Genomic DNA, 22941 nt, shown 5'->3' with positions numbered 1-22941 from the left:
CTCCTCCCCCGCCTAGCCTCGGCTCAACGAAAGAGACCGGGGAGGTCAGGGCCTTGCAGGATTCGATCCTGGCCGTGGAGGGCGTGTCGCTGCGCTTCGGCGGCGTTCGCGCGCTCACCGAGGTCAGCTTCGAGGTCCGTCGTGGGGAGGTCTTCTCCGTCATCGGCCCGAACGGCGCCGGCAAGACCTCCATGGTCAACTGCGTCTCGGGCCGCTACCGGCCGACGGAGGGCCGGATCGCCTTCGAGGGCCAGGACATCACGCGCCTGCCGCCCAGCCGGCGCGCGCCGCTCGGCATCGGACGGACGTTCCAGAACCTGGCGCTCTTCGGCCATATGACGGTGCTTGACAACATCATGGTCGGGCGACACCACCTGCTGAAGGCCGGCTTCCTGCGCGGCATGGCGCATTGGATCGGCGGCGCACGGGCCGAGGAGATCGTCCATCGCCGCGAGGTCGAGGACATCATCGACTTCCTGGAGATCCAGCATGTCCGCAAGGCGCCGGCCGGTACGCTGCCCTACGGGCTGCGCAAGCGCGTGGAACTGGCACGCGCGATCGCGCTGAAGCCCAAGCTGATCCTGCTGGACGAGCCGATGGCGGGCATGAACCTCGAGGAGAAGGAGGACATGGCCCGCTTCATCCTGGACCTGAACCAGGAATGGGACATGACGGTGCTCATGATCGAGCACGACATGGGCGTGGTGATGGACATCTCCTCCCGGGTCATGGTGCTGGATTTCGGCCGGAGGATCGCCGAGGGCACGCCGGACGAGGTGCTGGCCCATCCGCAGGTCCGCCGCGCCTATCTGGGCGAAGCGGTCGAGGAGGCGGCCGCGTGACGGACACGCTGCCGCGCCTCCTGGCCCACAATGCCGAGAGGCATGGCGGCGAGGTCGCGCTGCGCGAAAAGCAATATGGCATCTGGCGCAGCGTGACCTGGGGACAGTACCACGCGCGCACGCGGCTCTTCGCGCTGGGGCTCAGGCGGCTCGGCGTCCGGCCGGGCGAGGTGATCGGCCTGATCGGCGACAACCGGCCCGACTGGGTCATGGGCGAGATCGCGGCCCATGCGCTGGGCTGCCGCAGCCTCGGCCTCTATCGCGATTCGCTGGAGGACGAGGTCGCCTGGCTGCTGGAGCATGCCGGCGCCAGCGTGGTCTTCGCCGAGGACGAGGAGCAGGTGGACAAGCTGCTCGGCGCCTCGGAGCGGCTGCCGGCCTTGCGCCGCATCGTCTTCAGCGACCCGCGCGGCATGCGCAAGCTGGACGATCCGCGGCTGATCTCGGCCGAGGAGCTGGCGAAGATCGGCGCCTCGGAAGACCCCGCCGACTACGAGGCGCTGCTGGCCGCGCAGGATCCGGAGGCGGTCGCGATCCTCTGCACCACCTCGGGCACCACGGCCCGGCCGAAGCTCGCCATGCTGAGCTCCGCCGCGCTCCTCGGCCACTGCCGCAGCTATCTGCGCGCCGATCCGAAGGGGCCGGAGGACGAATACGTCTCGGTCCTGCCGCTGCCCTGGATCATGGAGCAGATCTACGCGCTGGGCTGGAACCTCATCGCCCGGATGAAGGTCAATTTCGTCGAGGAGCCCGAGACGATGATGGCCGATTTCCGCGAGATCGGTCCGAGCTTCGTCCTCTTCGCGCCGCGCAGCTGGGAGGCCATCGCGGCCGATGTCCGCGCCCGCGTCCTGGATGCGAGCCCGCTGAAGCGGAAGCTTTACGAGGCCGGCATGAAGATGGGCCTGGCCGCGCTGGACAAGGGCGAGCGCAGCGCCGTCGCGGACCAGATCCTGTTCCGCGCGCTGCGCGACCGGCTGGGCTTCTCCAACCTGACCTCCGCCTCCACCGGCGGCGCGGCGCTGGGGCCGGACACCTTCCGCTTCTTCCTCGCGCTGGGCGTGCCGCTGCGCCAGCTCTACGGCCAGACCGAGCTGCTCGGCGCCTATACGCTCCAGGAAAAGGGCAGGAGAGATTTCGACACGGTCGGCGTGCCCTTCGGCCCCGAGATCGAGCTTCGCGTGAACGAGCCGGACGCCAATGGCGTGGGCGAGATCGTCACCCGCCATCCCCATATGTTCCAGGGCTATTTCGGCGGCATCGAGACGGCCGACCTGCGCGACGGCTGGATGCACACGGGCGACGCCGGGTACTTCGACGCGCACGATCGCCTGGTGGTGATCGACCGCATCAAGGACATCGCCAGCACATCCGGCGGCACGCGCTTCAGCCCGCAATACATCGAGAACAAGCTGAAGTTCAGCCCCTATATCGCCGAGGCCGTGGTGCTGGGCGACGGGCGGCCGCACCTGGCCGCCATGATCTGCATCCGCTTTCCGATCGTCGGCAAATGGGCGGAGCGGCAGCGCATCTCCTTCACCACCTACACCGATCTCGCGGCGCGGCCGCAGGTCCAGGCGCTCCTCGCCGGCGAGGTCGAGCGGGTGAACGCGACCTTGCCGGAAGCGCAGCGCATCCGCGACTTCCTGCTGCTCTACAAGGAGCTGGACGCGGATGACGACGAGCTGACGCGCACCCGGAAGGTCCGGCGCGGCGTCATCAACCAGAAGTACGGCGAGATCATCGAGGCCATCTACCGGGGCGAGGCGCAGATTCCCGTGGACACCACCATCAGCTTCCAGGACGGCACGAAGAGCCGCATCCGCACCACGCTCCAGGTGCAGCATCCCGAGAAGGTCGCCGCCTGATGGAATGGGCGCTGCTGCTGCAACTGGTGCTGAACGGGCTGATCGTCGGCGCGCTCTACGGCGTCGTCGCGATGAGCTTCGTGCTGATCTACAAGGCGAGCCAAGTGGTGAACTTCGCCCAGGGCGAGTTCATGCTGGTGGGCGCCTGGGTCTGCTGGTGGCTGCTGACGCGATGGCAGCTGCCCTTCTGGATCGGCTTTCCCATCTGCCTCGCCTTCATGACGCTGTTCGGGATCATCGTGCAGATCGTGGTGCTGCGGCCGCTGATCGGCGAGCCGGTCATCAGCGTCATCATGGCCACGGTGGGGCTTTCCATCTTCTTCCAGGCGCTGATGAAGTGGATGTTCGGCGTCTTCGCCCAGCCCTTCCCGCCCATCTTCCCGGCCGAGCGCATCTCGCTCTTCGGGCTGCAGCTGCAGAGCGTCTATCTCCTCTCCCTCGCGCTCTCGGCCGTGATCATGCTGGGCTTCTGGTGGTTCTTCACCTTCAGCAAGCATGGGCTGGCCATGCGGGCCACGGCCTTCGACCAGCAGGTGGCGCAGTCGCTGGGCGTCTCGGTGCCCCGGGTCTTCGCCATGTCCTGGGCGATCTCGGCGGTGGTCTCGGCGGTGGCCGGCGTGGTGGTGGGCGTGGTCTCGGGCGTGAGCTCGGGGCTCAGCTTCTATGGGATCAAGGTTTTCCCGGCGGTCATCCTGGGCGGGCTGGATTCCATCGTGGGCGCGATGCTGGGCGGACTCATCGTGGGCGTGCTGGAGAACCTGGCGCAATATGTGGACGCCCAGTGGCTGAACTGGGGGAACATGACGAATATCGCGCCCTTCTACGCGCTGGTGCTGATCCTGCTCATCAAGCCCTACGGACTCTTCGGCACAAAGAACATCGAGCGCGTCTGATGAGCACGACCCCCTGCGGGGACTTCCGCACCAGCTACGCCGCCGACATGACGATCTTCCCCACGCGCAACTCGCGGCTGGCGATGCTGGCCGGGCTGGTCGTGCTGTGCTGTGCGCCGCTGATCCTCGGGCGCTACGAGCTATCGCTGCTCATCCAGATCGGATTCCTGGGCATCGCCGCGCTGGGGCTGAACATCCTGGTGGGCTTCACGGGCCAGATCAGCATCGGCCATGCGGCCTTTTTCGGCTTCGGCGCCTTCGCCTCGGCCGGGCTGGTGGAACATGGGGTGCCGGTGCCGTTGGCCATCCCCCTGGCCGGCGTGGTGACGGCGCTGGTGGGCCTCGTCTTCGGCCTGCCCGCGGCGCGGCTGAAGGGGCTCTACCTCGCGATCGCGACGCTTGCCGCGCAGTTCATCCTCGAGGACTTCTTTGCCCGCGCGCGATGGTTCTCGGGCGGCGTGGCCGGGCGCATCACCGAGCCCTTCACGCTCTTCGGCCTGCGCTTCGACCATGACGAGACCTATTTCTACGTGGTCGTCTTCTGGGTGGTCGTGATGTTCGTCGCCGCCGCCAACCTCATGCGGAGCCGCGACGGCCGGGCCCTGATCGCCGTGCGCGACCACTATCTCAGCGCGGAGCTGATGGGCATCAACCTCGCCTATTACCGCACCCTCTCCTTCGGCATCGCGAGCTTCTACGCGGGCGTGGGCGGCGCGCTCTACGCGCACTACCTGCTCTTCGTGAGCGTGGAGGCCTTCAACATCCTCTTCTCGATCCAGTTCCTGGCGATGGTCATCATCGGCGGGCTGGGCTCGGTCATGGGCAGCCTGATGGGCGCGGCCTTCATGGTGCTGATGCCCGAGGTGGTGCAGAGCGCGGCCCAGGCCCTGGAGGGCGGCGCCATCGACCGCGCCCTGTCGCTGGGGGCCTCCCTGAACTTTCTCCGCGAGATGGCGATCGGCGCCGCGATCATCCTCTTCCTGATCTTCGAGCCCGACGGCCTGGCGCGAAGATGGCGGCTGATCAGGGCCTATTGGAAGCTGTATCCCTACTCCCACTAAAATCAAGAAACGGAGGCAACGGACATGAAGACGACCATCCTCGCGGGCGCATTGGGGCTGCTGCTGGCCGCCCCCGCCATGGCCCAGGCGCCCTACCAGATCGGCCATATCGCCGATTACAGCGGCGCGACCTCGGATGTCGGCGTGCCCTATGGCCGCGGCGTGCAGGACGCGCTGGCCTGGGTGAACGCCAACCGCCGCATCGGCGGCCGCACCATGAACGTCATGACGACCGACTACGGCTACCAGGCGCAGCGGGCCATCGCGCAGTACCAGTCCTGGATGGGCCGCGAGCGGCCGGTGGCGATCCAGGGCTGGGGCACGGCGGACACCGAGGCGCTGACCACCTTCGTCACCCGCGACCGCGTTCCCTATATCTCCGCCTCTTACTCGGCCGCCCTGACCGACCCCTCGGGCCGGGCGCCCCGCGCCGAGAAGGCCGCCCCCTTCAACTTCTTCTACGGCCCCTCCTACTCGGATGCGCTGCGCGCCATGCTCATCTGGGCGCGGCAGGACTGGACGGCCCGGGGCCAGGCGGGGCGGCCGCGCTTCGTCCATATGGGCGCCAACCACCCCTATCCGAACTCGCCCAAGGCGGCGGGCGAGGCCCTGGCGGCGGAGCTCGGCTTCGACGTGATCCCGGCCATCCAGTTCGCGCTGACGCCAGGCGACTACACGGCGCAATGCCTCACGCTGAAGAACCAGGGCGCCAATTATGCCTATCTGGGCAATACCGCGGGCTCCAACATCTCCGTGCTGCGCGCCTGCCAGACGGTGGGCGTGCAGGTGCAGTTCCTCGGCAATGTCTGGGGCATGGACGAGAACGCCATGAAGGCGGCCGGCGCCGCCGCCAACGGCGTGGTCTTTCCGGTGCGCACGGCCACGGTCTGGGGCGGCGAGGCGCCGGGCATGGCGAATGTCCGGGCCATCTCGCGCCTGAGCGACCAGGCCGGCACGGCCTACCGGCCGGTGCACTACCTCGCCGGCGTCTGCGCGGCCATGCTGATGGTGGAGGCCATGGACACGGCCGCCGCGAACAACGGCGCGGTGAACGGCCCGCGCATCCGCGACGGCTTCTACGCCCGGCAGAACTGGGTTCCGGCCGGGTTCGAGGGCGTCTGCGAGCCGTCCAACTTCACCGCCGAGGACCATCGCGGCACGCTGACCGTCGGCCTCTACCGCGCCGTGGTCTCGGGCGACACGACCCAGGGCAGCGTGGACGAGCTGATGCGCGCGGGCACCATGCGCCTCGACCGCGTGACGTCGATCACGCTGGACCGCCGGCGGGACTGGCTGGGCTGGTGAGCCCCGGCCAGCCCGCCACGACATCCCCTGTGGCGGCGCGCGAGAAGCTGCTGCAGGTGAACAACATCGAGGTCGTCTACAACGACGTCATCCTCGTGCTGCGGGGGCTGTCGCTGGAGGTGCCGAAGGGCGAGATCGTCGCCCTGCTCGGCGCCAATGGCGCGGGCAAGTCGACGACGCTCAAGGCCATCTCCGGCCTGCTGAAGACGGAGGAGGGCGAGGTCACCCGCGGCGAGATCCGCTTCGGCGGCGAGCGCGTCGACGGGATCGACCCGCACCTCATCGTCCGGCGCGGCATCTTCCAGGTGATGGAGGGGCGGCGGATCATCGCGGACATGACCTCCATCGAGAACCTTCGCCTCGGCGCCTTCACGCGTTCCGACGGCGAGGTGAGCCGCGACATCGAGATGGTCTTCGAGTATTTCCCCAGGCTGAAGGAGCGGACGGGCCTCGCCGGCTACCTCTCGGGCGGCGAGCAGCAGATGCTCGCCATCGGCCGGGCGCTGATGGCGCGGCCGAAGCTGATCCTGATGGACGAGCCCTCGATGGGCCTCTCGCCACTGCTGGTGAAGGAGGTCTTCTCCATCATCCGCCGGCTGAACCGGGATCTCGGCATCACGATCCTGCTGGTGGAGCAGAATGCGCGGATGGCGCTCTCCGTCGCCAGCTACGGCTATGTGATGGAACAGGGAAAGGTCGTGCTGGACGGCACCGCTGCCGCGCTCATGGACAATGAGGACGTGAAGGAATTCTACCTCGGCGGCCACGGCACGGAGCGCAAGAGCTTCCGCGACATCAAGAGCTACAAGCGGCGCAAAAGGTGGCTGTGACCTCCTACGAGCAGTGGCGGCGGGAGTTCCGCTGGAACATCCCGGATCGCTTCAACATCGCCCGGGCCTGCTGCGACCGCTGGGCCGATGGGAGCGGCCGGCCGGCGCTGCTGCGTGAGGACGGCAAGAGCCTGAGCTTCGACCAGCTCCAGGAGCTGAGCTGCCGCTTTGCCAACCTCCTGCTGGCGCAGGGCATCCGCGCGGGGGACCGGGTGGCGATCCTGCTGCCGCAATCCTGGGAGGTCGCGGTCGCGCATCTGGCGATCTATCGGATGGGCGCGATCGCCGTGCCGCTCTTCGCGCTGTTCGGCGCCGATGCCATCGCCTACCGGCTGGCCGATTGCGATGCGCGCGCCGTCGTCACCAATGCGGAGAGCCTGCCGAAGCTGCCGCCGGGCCCGCTGGTCATCCTGGCGGAGGGGCGGGCGCCCGGCGCCATCGATCTCCACGCGGAGATGGCGCGCGCGAGCCCCGGCCACCGCTGCCTCGACACCGCCGCCGACGACCCCGCGCTGATCATCTACACCAGCGGCACCACGGGCGCTCCCAAGGGCGCGCTGCACGCCCATCGCGTCCTGCTCGGCCATCTGCCCGGCGTCGAGATGCCGCAGGACCTCTTTCCCCAGCCCGGCGACCGCTTCTGGACGCCGGCCGACTGGGCCTGGATCGGCGGGCTGCTGGATGTGCTGCTGCCCTCGCTCTTCCACGGCGTGCCGGTGCTGGCGCTGCGCATGGAGAAGTTCGATCCGGAGCGGGCCTTCCGCGTGATCGCGGAGCACGGGCTGCGCAACCTCTTCCTGCCGCCGACGGCGCTGCGACTGATGCGGCAAGTGCCCAATGGCCGCGCCCGGCCGCACTCCATCGCCCCCCGTTCGATAGGATCTGGCGGCGAGACCCTGGGTGCCGAGATGCTGGAATGGGGGCGCGACGCCTTCGGCGTCACCATCAACGAGTTCTACGGCCAGACCGAATGCAACCTGACCGTTTCCTCCTGCGGCGCGCTCTTTGCCCCCAGGCCGGGTTGGGCGGGCCGCGCGGTGCCGGGGCACGAGGTCGCGATCATCGACGGCGAGATTGCCGTGAAGTCGCCCGATCCGGTGATGTTCCTGCGCTACTGGAACCGCCCCGAGGCGACGGGGCAAAAATACCGCGACGGCTGGCTCATGACCGGCGATGCCGGCGAGATCGACGGCGAGGGCTTCCTCCGCTTCCTCGGCCGCGCCGACGACGTCATCACCTCCGCCGGCTACCGGATCGGCCCGGCCGAGGTGGAGGATTGCCTGATGCGCCACCCCGCGGTCGCCGCGGCCGCCGTGGTGGGCCTGCCGGACCCGCTCCGCACCGAGGCCGTGGCCGCCGCCATCGTGCTCCGCGCCGGCGAGCAGGCCTCGGAGGAGCTGGCGCACCGCCTGCGGGACCATGTGAGGACGCGCCTCGCGGGCCATCTCTATCCCCGCCACATCCGCTTCGTGGCAGAATTGCCGCAGACGGCCACCGGCAAGATCATGCGCCGGGTGCTGCGGCAGGACTGGGACAAGCTCCAATGATCTCGAACGCCCCTCCAAGCCTCGATGTCGCCGGCCTCGACTTTGCCCTGGGCGAGGAGATCGACGCGCTGCGCGACGCGACGCGCCGCTTCTCCGCCGATCGCGTCGCGCCCATCGCCGCCGAGATCGACCGGACCGACGAGTTTCCGCGCCACCTCTGGCCGGAGATGGGCGCCCTCGGCCTGCACGGCATCACGGTGGACGAGGCCTATGGCGGCTCGGGCATGGGCTACCTCGCCCATTGCGTCGCCATGGAGGAGGTCAGCCGCGCCTCGGCCAGCGTCGGGCTGAGCTATGGCGCGCATTCCAACCTCTGCGTGAACCAGTTGGCCCGCAACGGCACCGAGACGCAGAAGCGGAAGTATCTGCCCAAGCTCGTCAGCGGCGAGCACCTCGGTGCGCTGGCTATGAGCGAGCCCGATGCCGGCTCCGACGTGGTCAGCATGAAGCTGCGGGCCGAGAAGCGCGGCGACCGCTACGTGCTGAACGGCACCAAGCTCTGGATCACCAATGCGCATTACGCGGAGACGCTGATTGTCTATGCCAAGACCGATCCGGAGGCCGGGCCGAAGGGGATCACCGCCTTCATCGTCGAGAAGGGCATGAGGGGATTCACCCCGGCCCAGAAGCTGGACAAGCTCGGCATGCGCGGCTCGCCCACCTCCGAGCTGGTCTTCGAGGATTGCGAGATTCCCGAGGAGAACGTGCTCGGCGCCGTGAATGGCGGCGTGCGCGTGCTGATGTCCGGGCTCGACTACGAGCGCGCGGTGCTCGCCGCCGGCCCGCTCGGCATTCTGCAGGCCTGCCTGGACGTGGTCATGCCCTATATCCACGAGCGGAAGCAGTTCGGCCAGGCGATCGGCGAGTTCCAGTTCATCCAGGGCAAGGTCGCCGACATGTACACGCAGCTCAACGCCTCGCGGGCCTATGTCTACACCGTGGCGAAGGCCTGCGACGCGGGGAAGACCACGCGCAAGGACGCCGCCGGCGCCATCCTCTTCGCGGCGGAGGCGGCGACGAAGGCCAGCCTGGACGCCATCCAGATCCTCGGCGGCAACGGCTATATCAACGACTACCCAACGGGGCGCCTGCTGCGCGACGCGAAGCTCTACGAGATCGGCGCGGGCACCAGCGAGATCCGCCGCCTGCTGATCGGCCGCGAGCTCTTCCGCGAGACCGCCTGAATGGCGCTCTCCTCGAATGTGAGCCCACGGAGCGAGGAGTTCCGCGAGAACGCCGCGGCGATGCGCGGGCTGCTGGACCAGCTCGCGGCACGCACCGCCACGGCGGCGCTCGGCGGCCCAGAGGCGTCCCGCGCGCGTCATGCCTCCCGTGGAAAGCTGCTGCCGCGCCAGCGCGTGGAGCGGCTGCTCGACCCGGGCGCACCCTTCCTTGAGCTCTCACCGCTCGCCGCCCATGGCATGTATGGCGGCGAGGTCCCGGGCGCGGGCCTGATCGCCGGCATCGGGATGGTGAGCGGCCGCGCCTGCGTGATCGTCGCCAACGACGCGACGGTGAAGGGTGGCAGCTATTACCCGCTCACGGTGAAGAAGCATCTCCGCGCGCAGGAGGTGGCCGCGCAGAACAACCTGCCCTGCCTCTATCTCGTGGACAGCGGCGGCGCCAACCTGCCCAACCAGGACGAGATCTTCCCCGACCGCGACCATTTCGGGCGCATCTTCTTCAATCAGGCGAATATGTCGGCCGCCGGCATCCCGCAGATCGCGGCGGTCATGGGCAGTTGTACGGCCGGCGGCGCCTATGTGCCGGCGATGTGCGACGAGGCGGTGATCGTCCGCAACCAGGGCACCATCTTCCTGGGCGGCCCGCCGCTGGTGAAGGCGGCGACGGGCGAGGTCGTGACGGCCGAGGATCTTGGCGGCGGCGATGTCCACACGCGGCTCTCCGGCGTCGCCGACCATCTCGCGGCCGACGACATGGACGCGCTCGGCCGGCTGCGGAGGATCGTGGCGAACCTCAACACGAAGGCGCCGCCCGCGCCGCCGCATTCGCCCGTGGCGCCGCTGTTCGCGCCGGAGGAGCTGGATGGAATCCTCCCCCGCGACGTGCGGCAGCCCTATGACGTGCGCGAGGTCATTGCCCGCATCGTCGACGGCAGCGAGTTAGACGAGTTCAAACCGCGCTACGGCACGACGCTGGTGACCGGATTTGCCCGGATCTGGGGACATCCCGTGGGCGTCCTCGCGAACAACGGCATCCTCTTCAGCGAGAGCGCCCAGAAGGGGGCGCATTTCATCGAGCTCTGCTGCCAGCGCCGCATTCCGCTGCTTTTCCTGCAGAACATCGCGGGCTTCATGGTCGGCCGGAAATACGAGACGGGCGGCATCGCCAAGGACGGCGCCAAGCTCGTCACGGCGGTGGCGACGGCGCAGGTGCCCAAGCTCACCGTCATCATCGGCGGCAGCTTCGGGGCGGGGAATTACGGCATGTGCGGGCGGGCCTATGGGCCGCGCTTTCTCTTCGCCTGGCCCAATGCGCGCATCAGCGTCATGGGCGGCGAGCAGGCGGCCAGCGTGCTGGCCACCCTGCGGCGCGACAATCTCGAAGCCGGCGGAAAATCCTGGAGCCCGGAGGAGGAGGAGGCTTTCAAGGCGCCTATCCGGGAGAAGTACGAGCGGGAGGGCGACCCCTATTACGCCACGGCGCGGCTCTGGGACGACGGCATCATCCCGCCCGCCATGACGCGCGACGTGCTGGGGCTCGCGCTCAACGCGGCCCTGCACGCGCCGATCCCCGACACGAAGTTCGGCCTGTTCCGGATGTAGGGGTTACCGGAACATGGCCTCGGGTCGCTCCTCCGGGTCTTTCGCGCGCGGGCGGCGTCAGCGCCGCTTCGCGATGTCGCCACATCGCGTGCGCGCCGCTTCCTGGCCCGCACCCAATCCCTAGGAGGCGCTCCGCCAATGCCATGCTCCGGTAACCCCGCGAAGTTCCGCAAGATCCTGATTGCGAACCGCGGCGAGATCGCCTGCCGCGTCATCCGGACCGCCCGGCGCCTCGGCATTGCCACCGTCGCCGTCTTCAGCGAGGCCGATGCCCGCGCGCTGCACGTCCGCGAGGCCGACGAGGCGCATCCCATCGGCCCGGCGCCCGCCGCGCAATCCTACCTGCGCGGCGATGTCATCCTGGAGGTCGCCCGGCGCACCGGCGCCCAGGCCCTCCATCCCGGCTACGGCTTCCTCTCGGAGAACGCAGATTTCGCCGAGGCCTGCGCCGCCGCCGGCATCGCCTTCGTCGGCCCCACGCCCGCCGCCATCCGCGCCATGGGCAGCAAGGCGGAGAGCAAGCGCCTGATGGTCGCGGCCGGCGTGCCGACGGTCCCTGGCTATCATGGGGAGGCGCAGGAGGGTTCCCTCCTTGCCGCCGAAGCCGCGCGGATCGGCTTTCCCGTGCTCATCAAGGCCAGCGCCGGCGGGGGCGGGAAGGGGATGCGCCCCGTCTTTTCGCCGGAGACCTTCGCCGAGGAACTGGAGGGCGCGCGGCGCGAGGCGAAATCCGCCTTCGGTGACGACCGCGTGCTGCTGGAGAAGTACCTCCAGCGGCCGCGCCATGTGGAGGTGCAGGTCTTCGGCGACAGCCGGGGGCACGTCGTCCACCTGCACACGCGCGACTGCTCCATCCAGCGCCGTCACCAGAAGGTGCTGGAGGAGGCGCCCGCGCCCGACCTCCCTGACGCCCTGCGCGACCGCCTGCACGAGTCGGCGATCGCGGCGGCGCGGGCCGTCGGCTATGTGAATGCCGGCACGGTCGAGTTCATCGTCGAGGACGGCGAGGCCTGGTTCCTGGAGATGAACACCCGCCTCCAGGTGGAGCATCCGGTCACCGAGGCCATCACCGGCCTCGACCTGGTGGAATGGCAGCTCCGCATCGCCGCCGGCGAAGCCATTCCCGCGCATTGGCCGCCGCCGCAGCAGGGCCATGCGGTCGAGGTGCGTCTCTATGCCGAGGATCCGGCCCAGGATTTCCGCCCGGCGACCGGCGCCTTGCGGCGCCTCGTCCTGCCGGAGACGGGGCGCGTCGATGCCGGCGTGGCCGAGGGCGATGCCGTCACCGCCTTTTATGATCCGATGATCGCGAAGCTCATCGGCCAGGGCCCCGACCGGGAGGCCGCGCTCGCCGCGTTGGAGGGCATGCTGCGCCGGAGCGCGGTTTCCGGCCTCGCCACGAACCTGCCCTTCCTCCGGCGCCTGGCCGCGCATCCTGCCCTGCGCCGGGCCGAGCTGGACACCGGCTTCATCGCGCGCCATGCGGGGGCCTTGCTGGGCCCGCCGGAGCCCGCGCCCCCTTCTGCCCTGGCGCGCGCCGCGGCACCGCCGCCGCCCGGACCCTCGGCCTGGGAGCGGCGCGACTCCTGGCGGCTCCATGGCGAGGCCGAGCGCGTCGCGCTGCTCGACGACGGCGGCGTCGCCCGGCGGATCACCCTGCGCGCCTCGCCGCGCGGCATGGCCCTCGACGGGACCACGCTTCCGCCGGGCCTCGTCGGCACCGAGGCCGTGACCGAGGAGGGCAACCTCTGGCTGCTGGGCGCCCTCGATCCCTACGCCCCGGCCCGCGACGACGCCGCCCAGGAGAGCCGGCTCTCGGCCCCCATACCGGGGCGGGTCGTGCGTCTCCTCGCCGCCGCCGGAGACCGCGTGAGGAAGGGTCAGCTCCTGGCCGTGCTGGAAGCCATGAAGACCGAGATCAAGATCCGGGCGCCGCGGGACGGGGTGATCGACCATGTCGGCTGCACGGAAGGCGAGAGCGTGGAGGAGGGAACCGAGATCGCGGCCCTGAAGCCCTGATCCCCGCCGGTTGAGGCAAGTGAAAGCGAATACAACCTTGTGTTGAATGCCTGGCCTCGCATGCGCGCGTTGCGTCAGTGGGATCCCGAATGGCGAGAACGCGCTCTTGTTTCGATCACCGGATGGTTCTTGACTTGAACGGCACGGTTGAGGTCATGTCTGGCCAGCAGCCGCTCGCCGCTGCATCGGGCTTCGCCCGGGGGTGAGACGAGCAGGTCAGCAAGGAAGCGACGCATATGGCCGATGATCAAAGGGCCCCCGCCGGGGCAATGACCGCGGACCCAGCCCGCGGGACCGTCATCCGGATCGCGAAAGCCGAGGAAGGCTCCGCGAAGGGGGAATTCTGGGCGGTGCTCCGTGCCGTCATCTTCCTCGTCGTCGGCATCCTCGTGCTGGGCTACGTCATCGGCTGATGCCGGGCGGCCTTGCCGCCTGCTCGTCGTGCCCGCCGGCCGCGCGCGGCCGGCGGTTCCGCATGGATGGCCGCAGTCGGGACGCCTGTCGCTGCGCGTCCAAGCGACCTGCGAGGCCTGATCCCTTTGCGGCATGGGCGATACGCGCTAGACTTATCCACATGGACCGTCGCCAATTTCTCGCAGGAGTCGCGGCCCTCGCCGCGCCCGCCGCTGCCGCGCCCCTCTCTTCCGCTTCGGCCCAGGGCCCCGGGCCGGCGGGCCGCACGATGGTGGCTTCGCCGGAGGCGATGCGCCGCCTGGCCGAGCGGCTCTCGCGCGTCGAGGAGGACGGGCTCGACCCGCGCTGGTACGGGCTGAACTCGCAGAACCTCCAGGATCCGGCGGCGATCGCGCGCGGCACGGGCCTCGTCCTGGCCGATCTGGTGCAGGGGCGCGTCGCCTCGATCCCGGGCCGGATGGACCTCCTGCGCGAGGCGAACGCCGCCACGCTCAACACCTGGATGCAGCAGGTCGCCGATTCCGCCGAGCCGGCCGAGGTGCTCGACCGCGCTTCCGCGACGACGCCGGAACTCGTCATCCTGAAGAGCGCTCTCGCCGCCGCGCGGGCGCGGGCCCTTGTGGGCTGGCCGGGCTTCCCGGTCGGCGGCCGCGTGCTGGAGCCGAATGCCACGGACGAGACCCGGGTGAACGCCCTGCGCGCCCGGCTGGCCGCGACCGACCCGGTGCTGGCGGCCGATCTCGGCACGGGCCCGGTCTATGACGAGAACCTCCAGGCGGCGGTGCGCCGGTTCCAGGCGGCCGTGGGCACGGAAGCCGACGCGCGGGTGGGCCTTGCGACCATGACGGCGCTGAACCGTTCGCCGCAATCCATCGTCAACCAGATTCGCGTGGCGATGGACATGCGCCGGGGCGCGCCCGCTCGCCCGCGCGATCGCCGCATCGAGGTGAACATCCCCGACTACCGGCTGAAGGTTTATGACGACGCCCGCGTCATCATGGACATGGCGGTCGTGGTCGGCAGCGTCGCGCGGCAGACGCCGATGATCCAGGCCCGGCTGACGGCCGTGCAGTTCAACCCGCCCTGGGGCGTGCCCGCCCGCAACGCCAAGGAGGATGTCCTGCCCCGGCTGCGGCGTGATCCCGCGGCCGTGGCGGCGCGCGGCTTCCGCATCTTCCAGCGGATCGACGGCGAGGTCGTCGAGATCGACCCCACGACGGTCGACTGGCACGCGGTCAATCCCAACCGCTTCCCCTACATCATCCGCCAGGATGCGGGCGATGCCAGCGCGTTGGGCCGGCTGAAGTTCATCATGCCGAACGGTGACGACATCTACATGCACGACACCCCCGATCGGCAGTATTTCCGGCTGGCGGATCGCGCCCGCTCCTCGGGCTGCATCCGGCTGGAGAGGCCGATGGATTTCCTCATGCTCGTGCTCGACGGCACGCCCGGCTGGGACCGGGCCCGCGCCGACCGCGTCGTGGCGGGGCGCGCGACTTCCGTGAACGCGATCCGGCGTCAGCTGCCGGTGCGGCTGCATTACAACACCATCACCGTGGAGGGCGCCGACATGCGTATCCGCCAGGACATCTATGGGCTCGACGCGGCCTATGCCCGCGCGATGGACAGTCGCCAGAGAATGCCGGGCGTGCCCATGGCGGCGGCGCTGTGACCATGCGCCTGTTCCAGCATTCCTGCCCGGCCTGCGAGGGGGCCGACGATTCGCTCGCCTGCGCGGGGCGGCGCGGGGCCCTCGGGGCCATGCTCGGCCTCGGCTTCGCGGCGATGGCGCCGGAGGCCATCGCCCAGCGGCTCGGCAACGGGGCGACGCGCAGCATCGCGATCAGCCGCGCGCAGACCGGCGAATCCTTTGACGGCGTGTACTGGCGCGACGGCCGCTACGACCGCGAGGCCCTGCAGAAGCTCGACTGGGTGCTGCGCGACCCGCGCATGACCGAGGCGACGCCGATGGACCCGCGCCTCTTCGATGTGCTGAACACCGTGCGATCGCGGTTGGAGAGCACCGAGTCCTGGGAGGTCATCAGCGGCTATCGCGCGCCGGAGACCAATGCGGTCAGGGCGCGGGCGTCCCGCCGGGTGAGCCGCGCCTCCCTGCATATGTCGGGCATGGCCTGCGACTGCCGCCTGCCGGGGCGCAACTCGCTCGGCATTGCGCGCCTGGCCGCCGACCTGCAGACCGGCGGCGTGGGCCTCTACCGGCGCGACGGCTTCGTCCATCTGGATTGCGGTCCCTCGCGGCGCTGGTAGCTGGGGAATCGGCGCGATCCCCCCAGCCTCTCATTCGGCCCTGATATTCGACCGCTGGATGACATCGGCCCACCGCGCGCGGTCGCGCTGGATGGAGGTCCGGAACTCGTCCGGCCCCGAGAGCGTGATCTCCATGGCGTTCTCCGTCATCCTCCGCTGGAAGTCCGGATCGGCGCCGACCTGGCGGAGCGCGCCCACCCAGCGGTCCAGCGCGGCCGGGGGCAGGTTCGCCGGCCCGGCGACGCCGAACCAGGAGGACATCTCGAAGCCCGGGACGGTCTCGCCGATCAGCGGCAGGGGCAGGAGCGGGGAGGGCCGGGGCGCGCCATAGGCCACGGCCCGCAGCCCGCCGCCGCGAATCTGGCCCAGGAATTCGGGCATGTTGCCGAACATCATGTCCACGCGGCCCGCGGTCATCTCGACGATGGCCGGCGCGCCGCCGCGGAAGGGGACGTGCAGCAGGCTCACGCCCGCCATCCGCTCGAAGAGGGCGGCCGCCAGATGCTGCGAGGATCCGTTGCCCGTGGAGGCATAGGTCAGCCGGCCGGGCTCGGCCCGGGCCAGGGCGACGAGCGAGGGCACGTCCTGGAAACGCGCCTGCGGGCCGGTGACGAGGACGTTGTAGACATTCGCCACCATGCCGATCGGCGTCAGCTCGCGGTCCACGTCGATGGGCATGCGGGTTCCGGGCATGACGGGCATGACCGTCATATTGGCCATGCTGACGAGGAAGACGGTGTTTCCGTCCGGCGCCGAGCGCGCGACGAATTCGGCGGCGATGAGGCCGCCGGCGCCGGTGCGGTTCTCGACCACGACGCGCTGGTTGAGGACCGGCCCGAGCTTGTCGGCGAGGAGGCGCGTCAGGATGTCGCAGGTGCCGCCGGCGGCGAAGCCGCAGAGGAAGCGGACATCCTGCGCGCGGCCGGATGGCGGCGCGAGAGCGAGAAGGGCGGCCAGGGCCGCCCCGAGCAGGCGTGGCTTCATCTCCCGTGATCCTTTCTTGTTGGTTCGGACGTAACCCCAGTCAGACGTAACCGGGCCCCTCGATCGGCGGATGGGCCCGGAGGAAATCCTCGTCGATCTCGACGCCGATGCCGGGCGTCTCGTTCGGCAGCACGCAGCCGTCGGCGCCGATCGTCCAGGGCGTGCTGCCCAGCTCGTCGCGGAACTTGTTGGCGCGGCTGATGTCGGCCTCGAAGTAGCCGCCATTGTCGATCGCGCAGAGCAGATGGATCGAGGCCGCCTGGTTCACGCCGGTCATCGAGGAATGCGGGTGGAAGGGGATCTTGAAGGCGCTGCCCATCGCCGCGATGCGCAGGCATTCGGTGATGCCGCCGCTCTTGGAGAGGTCGGCCTGCCAGATGCGGATGACGCCGTCCTGCAGGACGCGGCTGAACTCGTAGCGCGTGAAGTGGTTCTCCCCCGCCGCTAGAGGGGTGCGGCCATAACCCGCGGCCTGGCGGTAGGATTCATGGTCGTGGGCGGGGAAGGGCTCCTCGAGCCAGCCGATGTTCAGCGCGTCCATGGCGGGCATCACGCGGCGGACATCCTCGATGGTGTAGCCGATATTGGCGTCGGTCAGGATCTCGACCTCGTCGCCGAAATGCTTCCGCACCGCCTCCATGCGGGCGATGTCGTCGCGCGGATTGTCGCCGACGCGCAGCTTCAGCGCCTTGTAGCCGGCGGCCATGTGCGGCTCCGCCTCGGCGATCAGCTGCTCGGGCGGCTGGTAGCCGAGCGCCACGCCGCCGGCATAGGCGGGGATGGGCCGCGAGGTGCCGCCGAGCAGCTTGTAGAGCGGCCAGCCGGCGGCCTTGGCGCGGATGTCCCACAGCGCCATGTCGATGCCGCTCATGGCCAGCGAGGTGCCCGCGCCCATGCCGTGCGAGGCGAGTTGGCCCTTGTAGATCTTCGCCCAGACGCCCACGACGTCCGCCGCGTCCATGCCGAGGACGAGGCTGCGCAGGGTGGTCTCGACGAGCTTGGCGACGGCGGTGTGCGCGCGGCCGTGGTGGGATTCGCCCCAGCCGACGATGCCGTCCTCGGTGGTGACCTTCACCATCACCGCGTCGCGCTTCACCGCCTGGCCGACGCCGAGGCGCGGACCGCCGGGCGGCAAGGGAAAGCTGATGGGAAAGGCGCGAATATCCACGATCTTCAAGGCTGTCTTCTCCCGTTTGAGGAGAGGCTGCGGCATGCGGGAGGGGCTGGCAAGCGTATGAATCCCGCGCCAGTATCGCAGCGCAGCAGGAGAATCCTCATGGCCGACAGCAGGCTCGCCCTTCCCCTCATGGATTCGATCCGGCGCTGGCAGGGGATCGCGGCGCCCAACGCCGCCGCGCGCCACGGGCTGAAGGATTTCGAGGGGCTGATCGCGGCGCTGGAGAAGCTGCGGGGCGAGTTGGTCTTCGAGGACGAGCCCGCGAGCTTCGAGGCCGCGCTGGCCGCCTGCAAGGAGCCCGAGGCGTGAGCCCGGACGCGCTGGCCGAGCTTTCCATGACCGAGGCCGCCGACGCTTTCGCCCGCGGCGACGTGACCGCGGCATCGCTGCTCGACGCGACCCTGCATCGGCTGGAGCGGCATGGCGGGAAGGTGAATGCGGTGGTCCGCCTCGATCGCGACGAGGCGCGCGTCGCGGCGGCGGCGGCGGATCAGGCCCGGAAAGCCGGCGCCAGGCCGGGCAAGCTCGCCGGCGTGCCGATGATGCACAAGGACATGTACTACCGTGCCGGCAAGGTCAGCACCTGCGGCAGCAGGATCCGCCGCGACTTCGTGCCGGCGGTGACGGCGACCGTGCTGCAACGGCTCGACGCGGCCGGCGCGATCGACTGCGGCACGCTGAACATGGCCGAATTCGCGCAGAACCCGACCGGCCACAACGCCCATTTCGGCGACGCGATGAATCCGTGGAACGCGGCCCATTGCACCGGCGGCTCCTCTTCCGGCTCGGGGGCCATCGTGGGCGCGCGCATCGTGACGGCGGCGCTGGGCTCGGACACTGGCGGCTCGATTCGCCTGCCGGCGGCCATGTGCGGCGTGACCGGCCTCAAGCCCACGCAGACGCGCGTGCCGCGGACCGGGGTGATGCCGCTTTCCTTCTCAGCCGACAATGTGGGTCCGCTCTGCCGCACGGCGCGCGATGCGGCACGGTTCCTCGATGTCACGGCCGGCGCCTGCCCGGGCGACCCGACCAGCTCGAAGGAGCCCGTCGCCGCCAGCGAGGCCGGGCTGGACGGCGACATCCGCGGGCTGCGCGTCGCTGTCTGCCAGAGCTGGTTCTTCGACGACATCGACGCCTCGGTGCTGAAGGGCTTCGAGGCGGCGATGGCCGTGCTGAAGGGGCTCGGCGCCGCGGTCGAGGTGGTGAAGCCCGGCTCGCTCTTCGCCGTGGCCACCTATACGGGCATCGTCTCGCGCGTGGAGGGCGCCACCATCCACCAGCAATGGATGCGCGAGCGGGCGGGCGACTACGCCGCCCATCTCTCGGCCCGCATCTATGGCGGCAACGCCATCCCGGCGACGGCCTATCTGGAAGCGCTGTCGCGCCGCGGCCCGCTGCTGCGCCGCTTCTGCGACGAGGCGCTGGGCCGCTTCGACATCGTCGCGACGCCCACCCTGCGCGACCGCGTGCCGACGCGGGCGGAGACCGACATCGACGCCGATCCCGACAACTGGGACCGCTTCATGGACCTGTCGCGCAACACGCGGCCCTTCAACTACCTGGGCCTGCCGACGGTCAGCATCCCCGCGGGCTTCGACGACGGGGGCCTGCCGCTGGGCCTCCAGCTCGCCGCGCGGCCCTTCGCGGAGGCGCGGCTGCTGAAGGTCGCGGATGCGTTCCAGCGGGAGACGGACTGGCACAGGCGGACCCCCTTCTGATGAGCCGGCCCGCGATCGGCCTGGTGTGCCGTCCGCCGCGCCTCGCCAGGGCGCGGCTGGAGGCCGTCATCGGCGTCGAGCGCGCCTTCGCCCTGGCGCAGGCCTTCCTTCAGGACACGGTCGCACTCGGGCAGGAGGTCGCGCGGCGCGAGACGGGGCAGGTCACGGTCTTCCACACGCCCCTCGGGACGAGTGCCGAGATGGCCGAGCTGCTGCCCGGCATGAAGCTCCATCCGCAGGCGGAAGGCGATATCGCCACCCGCCGGGAATGGGCCGCGGCGCATCTCTTCTCGCGCGGCGCCGCGCCCGTCGTGCTGCTGGGCACGGATGCGCCGACCTTGCCGCCGGCGCTGCTCGAACTGCTGTTCGACGCGCTGCGTTCCGGCGCCGATGCGGGCTGTGTCCCGACGCTCGACGGTGGCTATTGCGCCATCGGCTTCGCGCGGCCGCTGCCCGCCCTGCTGCGCGGCATGCCGTCGAACGGCCCGGAGGTTCTCTCCGCCACCCGCGCGCGGGCGAAGGCGGAAGGGCTGAGCTTCCGCGAGCTGCAGTTCTGGCACGACGTCGACGACGCGGCGGACCTCGGCCTGCTGCGGGCCGGCCTCGACGGGCTCGCGCCGCCGAACGGCTCGCCGCTGCCGCCCTTTCCCGCCCATGCGACGCGGGCCGTGCTGCAGGGCTGAGCCCTGCCTGCCTCAGTGGATCTCCGGCTCCGGCGCGGCGGCGCCACGCTCCAGGAAATCCATGTCGCAGCCGGTGTCGGCCTGGCGGACGCTGCGCTGGTAGAGGCCGGTCCAGCCGCGCTCCTGCGCCGGCTTGCGCGGCGCCCAGGCGGCGCGCCGCGCGGCGAGCTCCGCCTCCTCCACCAGGAGGTCGATCCGCCGGCCGGGCACGTCCAGCCGGATGAGATCGCCGTCGCGCACCAGGGCGAGCGGCCCGCCCAGCGCCGATTCCGGCGCGACATGCAGCACGCAGGTGCCGTAGCTCGTGCCGGACATGCGGGCGTCGGAGACACGGACCATGTCGCGCACGCCCTCCTTCAGCAGCTTCTTCGGGATGGGCATCATGCCCCATTCGGGAAAGCCGGGCGCGCCCACCGGGCCGCCGCAGCGCAGGACGAGCACGCTGTCGGGCGTGACCGGCAGGTCGGGGTCGTCGAGGCGGGCGTCGAGATCCTCATAATCCTCGAAGACGATGGCGGGGCCGGTATGGACCAGCTTCTCCGGGCTCGCCGCGCTGTGCTTGATGACCGCGCCGTCAGGGGCCAGCGAGCCCCGCAGGATGGCCACGCCGCCCTCGGGTTGGAGGGGGTTTTCGAGGCTGCGGATGATGTCCGTGTCGTAGGTCTCGGCCCCCTCGATCTGCGCCCCCAGGGTGCCGTTCACCGTCACGGCGTCGAGCTCCAGATGCGGCGCCAGGGTCGCCAGGAAGGCGCGACTGCCGCCCGCACAGAAGAAGTCCTCCATGAGGTAGGTGTCGCCGTTCGGCCGCAGGTTGGTGATCAGCGGGACGCGCGCGCTGATCTTGTCGAATCGCTCCAGATCCATCTCGATTCCCGCGCGCCGGGCCATGGCGATCAGGTGCGGGATGGCGTTCGTCGAGCCGCCGAAGGCCATGGTCGCGGCGACGGCGTTGTCGAAGCTGCGCTGGTCCAGCAGCTTGGCGATGGTGAGGTCCTCCCACACCATGCCCACGATGCGCGAGCCCGCGCCCGAGGCCATGCGCGCATGGCCGGAATCCACCGCCGGAATGCTGGCCGCGCCGGGCAGCGTGAGGCCCATCGCCTCGGCGGCCAGCGCCATGGTGCTGGCCGTTCCCGCCGTCATGCAGGTGCCGGCGGAGCGGGACAGCCCCGCCTCCATGTCGTTCCAGTCCTGCTGGCTGATCGTGCCGGCGCGCAGCTCGGCGTAGTACTTCCAGACGTCGCTGCCCGAGCCGAGCTTCCTGCCGCGCCAGTTGCCGCGCAGCATGGGCCCGGCGGGCACGTAGATGGTGGGGATGCCCATGCTGATGGCGCCCATGATCAGCCCGGGGCCGGTCTTGTCGCAGCCGCCCATCAGGACCAGGCCGTCGATGGGGAGCGAGCGCGCCAGCTCCTCCGTCTCCATCGACAGGAAGTTCCGGTAGAGCATGGTGGAGGGCTTCTGGAAGACCTCCGGCAGCGCCATGGCGGGCAGCTCCATCGGCACGCCGCCGGCCTGCCAGACGCCGCGCTTCACGTCCTGCGCGCGCTCGCGGAAATGGCCGTGGCAGTGCATCAGGTCGGACCAGGTGTTGATGATGCCGATCAGCGGCTTGCCGCGGAACTCGGGCGCGTCGTAGCCGAGCTGCAGCAGGCGCGAGCGGTGATTGGCCGAGCGCATCGTCTCGACCCCGAACCAGCGGTGGCTGCGCAACTCCTCCGGCTTCTTCGTCATGTCAGCGCGGGGCCATCCGGAGCGCGCCGTCGAGACGGATCGTCTCGCCGTTCAGATAGGCGTTCTCGATGATGGTCATGGCGAGCTTTCCATATTCGTCGGGATGGCCGAGGCGGTGCGGGTTGGGCACGCCCTGCGCCAGCGAGGCCTTCACCGCGTCGGGCAGGCGCTGGAGCATAGGGGTGTCGAAGATGCCGGGCGCGATGGTGCAGACGCGGATGCCCCGGCTGGCGAGGTCGCGCGCGGCCACCACCGTCATGCCGATGACGCCGGCCTTGGAGGAGGCGTAGGGGATCTGGCCGATCTGCCCCTCGATGCCGGCGATGGAGGCGGTGAGGACGCAGACGCCGCGCTCGCCGTCGATGGGATCGGTCTTCGCCATGGCGGCCGCGGCGAGGCGCAGGGCGTTGAAGGTCCCGGTGAGGTTCACGCGGATGATCTCGGCGTAATGGGCGAGGCTGCCGGGCGTGCCGTCCTTCTCCAGGATGCGCAGCGCGCCGCCGCGGCCCGCGCAATGCACCAGCACCCGCACCGGGCCCATCGCCTCGGCCTGCGCGACGGCGGCCTGCATGCTGGCCTCGTCGGCGACATCGGCCACGGCGAATCCGCCGCCCAGCTGCTGCGCCACCTCGGCGCCCGCGGAGGCCGCCTGGTCCACGACAAGAACCTTCGCGCCCGCTGCCGCGAGGCGCTTGGCCGTCGCATGGCCGAGGCCCGAGGCCCCTCCCGTCACGATCGCGACGGCGCCCTTCACGTCCATGCCTTCCTCCTGCGCTTGCCGGCGCAAGGCACCACGCGAGGCGGGCCGA

20 protein-coding genes are annotated in these 22941 nt (G+C 70.2%); 16 read left to right on the top strand and 4 right to left on the bottom strand.

The genetic code is table 11. The features are described from left to right. Window positions 1-53 precede the first annotated feature (53 nt). The 13 genes from EJV46_RS04900 (at window position 54) to EJV46_RS04845 (ending at window position 15836) form a co-directional block, all read left to right on the top strand. The gene (locus EJV46_RS04900; RefSeq protein ID WP_240782402.1) at window positions 54-842 is read left to right on the top strand and encodes an ABC transporter ATP-binding protein; all 789 of its coding nucleotides are present in this window, start codon (window positions 54-56) and stop codon (window positions 840-842) included. After that, a complete protein-coding gene (locus EJV46_RS04895; RefSeq protein WP_131547456.1) occupies window positions 839-2710 on the top strand; it encodes an AMP-binding protein in 1872 nt (623 codons plus the stop codon). Before EJV46_RS04900 ends, EJV46_RS04895 begins: the two co-directional genes overlap by 4 nt. Further along, complete coding sequence (locus tag EJV46_RS04890; protein WP_131547455.1) at window positions 2710-3603, top strand: branched-chain amino acid ABC transporter permease; 894 nt, start codon at window positions 2710-2712, stop codon at window positions 3601-3603. Before EJV46_RS04895 ends, EJV46_RS04890 begins: the two co-directional genes overlap by 1 nt. Further along, window positions 3603-4664, top strand: coding sequence for a branched-chain amino acid ABC transporter permease (locus EJV46_RS04885; RefSeq protein WP_131547454.1), 1062 nt, complete (start codon window positions 3603-3605; stop codon window positions 4662-4664). The genes EJV46_RS04890 and EJV46_RS04885 overlap by 1 nt, the downstream gene beginning before the upstream one ends. Window positions 4665-4688: 24 nt before the next feature. Next, the gene (locus tag EJV46_RS04880; RefSeq protein ID WP_131547453.1) at window positions 4689-5969 is read left to right on the top strand and encodes an ABC transporter substrate-binding protein; all 1281 of its coding nucleotides are present in this window, start codon (window positions 4689-4691) and stop codon (window positions 5967-5969) included. Further along, the gene (locus tag EJV46_RS04875) at window positions 5966-6799 is read left to right on the top strand and encodes an ABC transporter ATP-binding protein (RefSeq protein ID WP_131547452.1); all 834 of its coding nucleotides are present in this window, start codon (window positions 5966-5968) and stop codon (window positions 6797-6799) included. The genes EJV46_RS04880 and EJV46_RS04875 overlap by 4 nt, the downstream gene beginning before the upstream one ends. Continuing rightward, a complete protein-coding gene (locus EJV46_RS04870; RefSeq protein ID WP_131547451.1) occupies window positions 6790-8346 on the top strand; it encodes an AMP-binding protein in 1557 nt (518 codons plus the stop codon). The genes EJV46_RS04875 and EJV46_RS04870 overlap by 10 nt, the downstream gene beginning before the upstream one ends. Then, window positions 8343-9530, top strand: a complete 1188-nt coding sequence (locus EJV46_RS04865; RefSeq protein WP_131547450.1) for an isovaleryl-CoA dehydrogenase — start codon at window positions 8343-8345, stop codon at window positions 9528-9530. Before EJV46_RS04870 ends, EJV46_RS04865 begins: the two co-directional genes overlap by 4 nt. Further along, window positions 9531-11132: a carboxyl transferase domain-containing protein gene (locus EJV46_RS04860; RefSeq protein ID WP_131547449.1), complete on the top strand. Its 1602-nt coding sequence runs from the start codon at window positions 9531-9533 to the stop codon at window positions 11130-11132. It begins immediately after the preceding gene. A 138-nt stretch (window positions 11133-11270) separates the two neighbouring features. Next, the gene (locus EJV46_RS04855; RefSeq protein ID WP_131547448.1) at window positions 11271-13151 is read left to right on the top strand and encodes a biotin carboxylase N-terminal domain-containing protein; all 1881 of its coding nucleotides are present in this window, start codon (window positions 11271-11273) and stop codon (window positions 13149-13151) included. A gap of 269 nt (window positions 13152-13420) precedes the next feature. Next, window positions 13421-13564: a hypothetical protein gene (locus EJV46_RS22685; RefSeq protein WP_165585346.1), complete on the top strand. Its 144-nt coding sequence runs from the start codon at window positions 13421-13423 to the stop codon at window positions 13562-13564. Window positions 13565-13725: 161 nt separating this feature from the next. Further along, window positions 13726-15240: a L,D-transpeptidase family protein gene (locus EJV46_RS04850; protein WP_131547447.1), complete on the top strand. Its 1515-nt coding sequence runs from the start codon at window positions 13726-13728 to the stop codon at window positions 15238-15240. A gap of 2 nt (window positions 15241-15242) precedes the next feature. After that, window positions 15243-15836, top strand: coding sequence for a DUF882 domain-containing protein (locus tag EJV46_RS04845; protein ID WP_131547446.1), 594 nt, complete (start codon window positions 15243-15245; stop codon window positions 15834-15836). Between the two features lie 30 nt (window positions 15837-15866). Here the strand turns inward: EJV46_RS04845 and EJV46_RS04840 are convergent, their stop codons facing one another. Both EJV46_RS04840 and EJV46_RS04835 read right to left on the bottom strand, forming a co-directional pair. Then, window positions 15867-16820, bottom strand: coding sequence for a tripartite tricarboxylate transporter substrate binding protein (locus EJV46_RS04840; RefSeq protein WP_131547445.1), 954 nt, complete (start codon window positions 16818-16820; stop codon window positions 15867-15869). 40 nt (window positions 16821-16860) lie between these two features. Continuing rightward, window positions 16861-17988 carry a mandelate racemase/muconate lactonizing enzyme family protein gene (locus EJV46_RS04835; protein ID WP_240782449.1) on the bottom strand — a complete coding sequence of 376 codons (1128 nt, stop codon included), beginning with the start codon at window positions 17986-17988 and terminating at the stop codon, window positions 16861-16863. 108 nt (window positions 17989-18096) lie between these two features. Here EJV46_RS04835 and EJV46_RS04830 point away from each other — a divergent pair, with 108 nt between their 5' ends. Genes EJV46_RS04830 through EJV46_RS04820 form a run of 3 tightly spaced genes read left to right on the top strand, consistent with a single transcriptional unit; the run spans window position 18097 to window position 20398 of the window. Next, window positions 18097-18306: a hypothetical protein gene (locus EJV46_RS04830; protein ID WP_131547443.1), complete on the top strand. Its 210-nt coding sequence runs from the start codon at window positions 18097-18099 to the stop codon at window positions 18304-18306. After that, complete coding sequence (locus EJV46_RS04825; protein ID WP_131547442.1) at window positions 18303-19715, top strand: amidase; 1413 nt, start codon at window positions 18303-18305, stop codon at window positions 19713-19715. Before EJV46_RS04830 ends, EJV46_RS04825 begins: the two co-directional genes overlap by 4 nt. Then, complete coding sequence (locus tag EJV46_RS04820) at window positions 19715-20398, top strand: DUF2064 domain-containing protein (RefSeq protein WP_131547441.1); 684 nt, start codon at window positions 19715-19717, stop codon at window positions 20396-20398. Before EJV46_RS04825 ends, EJV46_RS04820 begins: the two co-directional genes overlap by 1 nt. Window positions 20399-20410: 12 nt before the next feature. On the opposite strand, the gene araD is transcribed toward EJV46_RS04820, so the two are convergent. Continuing rightward, the gene (araD, locus tag EJV46_RS04815; protein ID WP_131547440.1) at window positions 20411-22132 is read right to left on the bottom strand and encodes an L-arabinonate dehydratase; all 1722 of its coding nucleotides are present in this window, start codon (window positions 22130-22132) and stop codon (window positions 20411-20413) included. 1 nt (window position 22133) lies between these two features. Further along, window positions 22134-22892 (bottom strand): SDR family NAD(P)-dependent oxidoreductase, encoded by a 759-nt coding sequence (locus EJV46_RS04810; protein WP_131547439.1) that lies wholly within the window; start codon window positions 22890-22892, stop codon window positions 22134-22136. Between the last annotated feature and the right edge of the window lie 49 nt (window positions 22893-22941).

The organism is Roseococcus sp. SYP-B2431, from assembly GCF_004336745.1.
In the GTDB taxonomy this organism is placed as follows: domain Bacteria; phylum Pseudomonadota; class Alphaproteobacteria; order Acetobacterales; family Acetobacteraceae; genus Roseococcus.
This window is presented reverse-complemented; position numbering and strand designations above follow the sequence as displayed.

Bases quoted from the DNA above. Each gene is read 5' to 3' on its own strand.
- EJV46_RS04890 (WP_131547455.1), top strand. From the start codon at position 2,710: ATGGAATGGGCGCTGCTGCTGCAACTGGTGCTGAACGGGCTGATCGTC.
- EJV46_RS22685 (WP_165585346.1), top strand. From the start codon at position 13,421: ATGACCGCGGACCCAGCCCGCGGGACCGTCATCCGGATCGCGAAAGCC.
- EJV46_RS04880 (WP_131547453.1), top strand. From the start codon at position 4,689: ATGAAGACGACCATCCTCGCGGGCGCATTGGGGCTGCTGCTGGCCGCC.
- EJV46_RS04830 (WP_131547443.1), top strand. From the start codon at position 18,097: ATGGCCGACAGCAGGCTCGCCCTTCCCCTCATGGATTCGATCCGGCGC.
- araD (WP_131547440.1), bottom strand. From the start codon at position 22,132: ATGACGAAGAAGCCGGAGGAGTTGCGCAGCCACCGCTGGTTCGGGGTC.
- EJV46_RS04860 (WP_131547449.1), top strand. From the start codon at position 9,531: ATGGCGCTCTCCTCGAATGTGAGCCCACGGAGCGAGGAGTTCCGCGAG.
- EJV46_RS04850 (WP_131547447.1), top strand. From the start codon at position 13,726: ATGGACCGTCGCCAATTTCTCGCAGGAGTCGCGGCCCTCGCCGCGCCC.
- EJV46_RS04840 (WP_131547445.1), bottom strand. From the start codon at position 16,820: ATGAAGCCACGCCTGCTCGGGGCGGCCCTGGCCGCCCTTCTCGCTCTC.
- EJV46_RS04810 (WP_131547439.1), bottom strand. From the start codon at position 22,892: ATGGACGTGAAGGGCGCCGTCGCGATCGTGACGGGAGGGGCCTCGGGC.
- EJV46_RS04855 (WP_131547448.1), top strand. From the start codon at position 11,271: ATGCCATGCTCCGGTAACCCCGCGAAGTTCCGCAAGATCCTGATTGCG.
- EJV46_RS04865 (WP_131547450.1), top strand. From the start codon at position 8,343: ATGATCTCGAACGCCCCTCCAAGCCTCGATGTCGCCGGCCTCGACTTT.
- EJV46_RS04845 (WP_131547446.1), top strand. From the start codon at position 15,243: ATGCGCCTGTTCCAGCATTCCTGCCCGGCCTGCGAGGGGGCCGACGAT.
- EJV46_RS04885 (WP_131547454.1), top strand. From the start codon at position 3,603: ATGAGCACGACCCCCTGCGGGGACTTCCGCACCAGCTACGCCGCCGAC.
- EJV46_RS04820 (WP_131547441.1), top strand. From the start codon at position 19,715: ATGAGCCGGCCCGCGATCGGCCTGGTGTGCCGTCCGCCGCGCCTCGCC.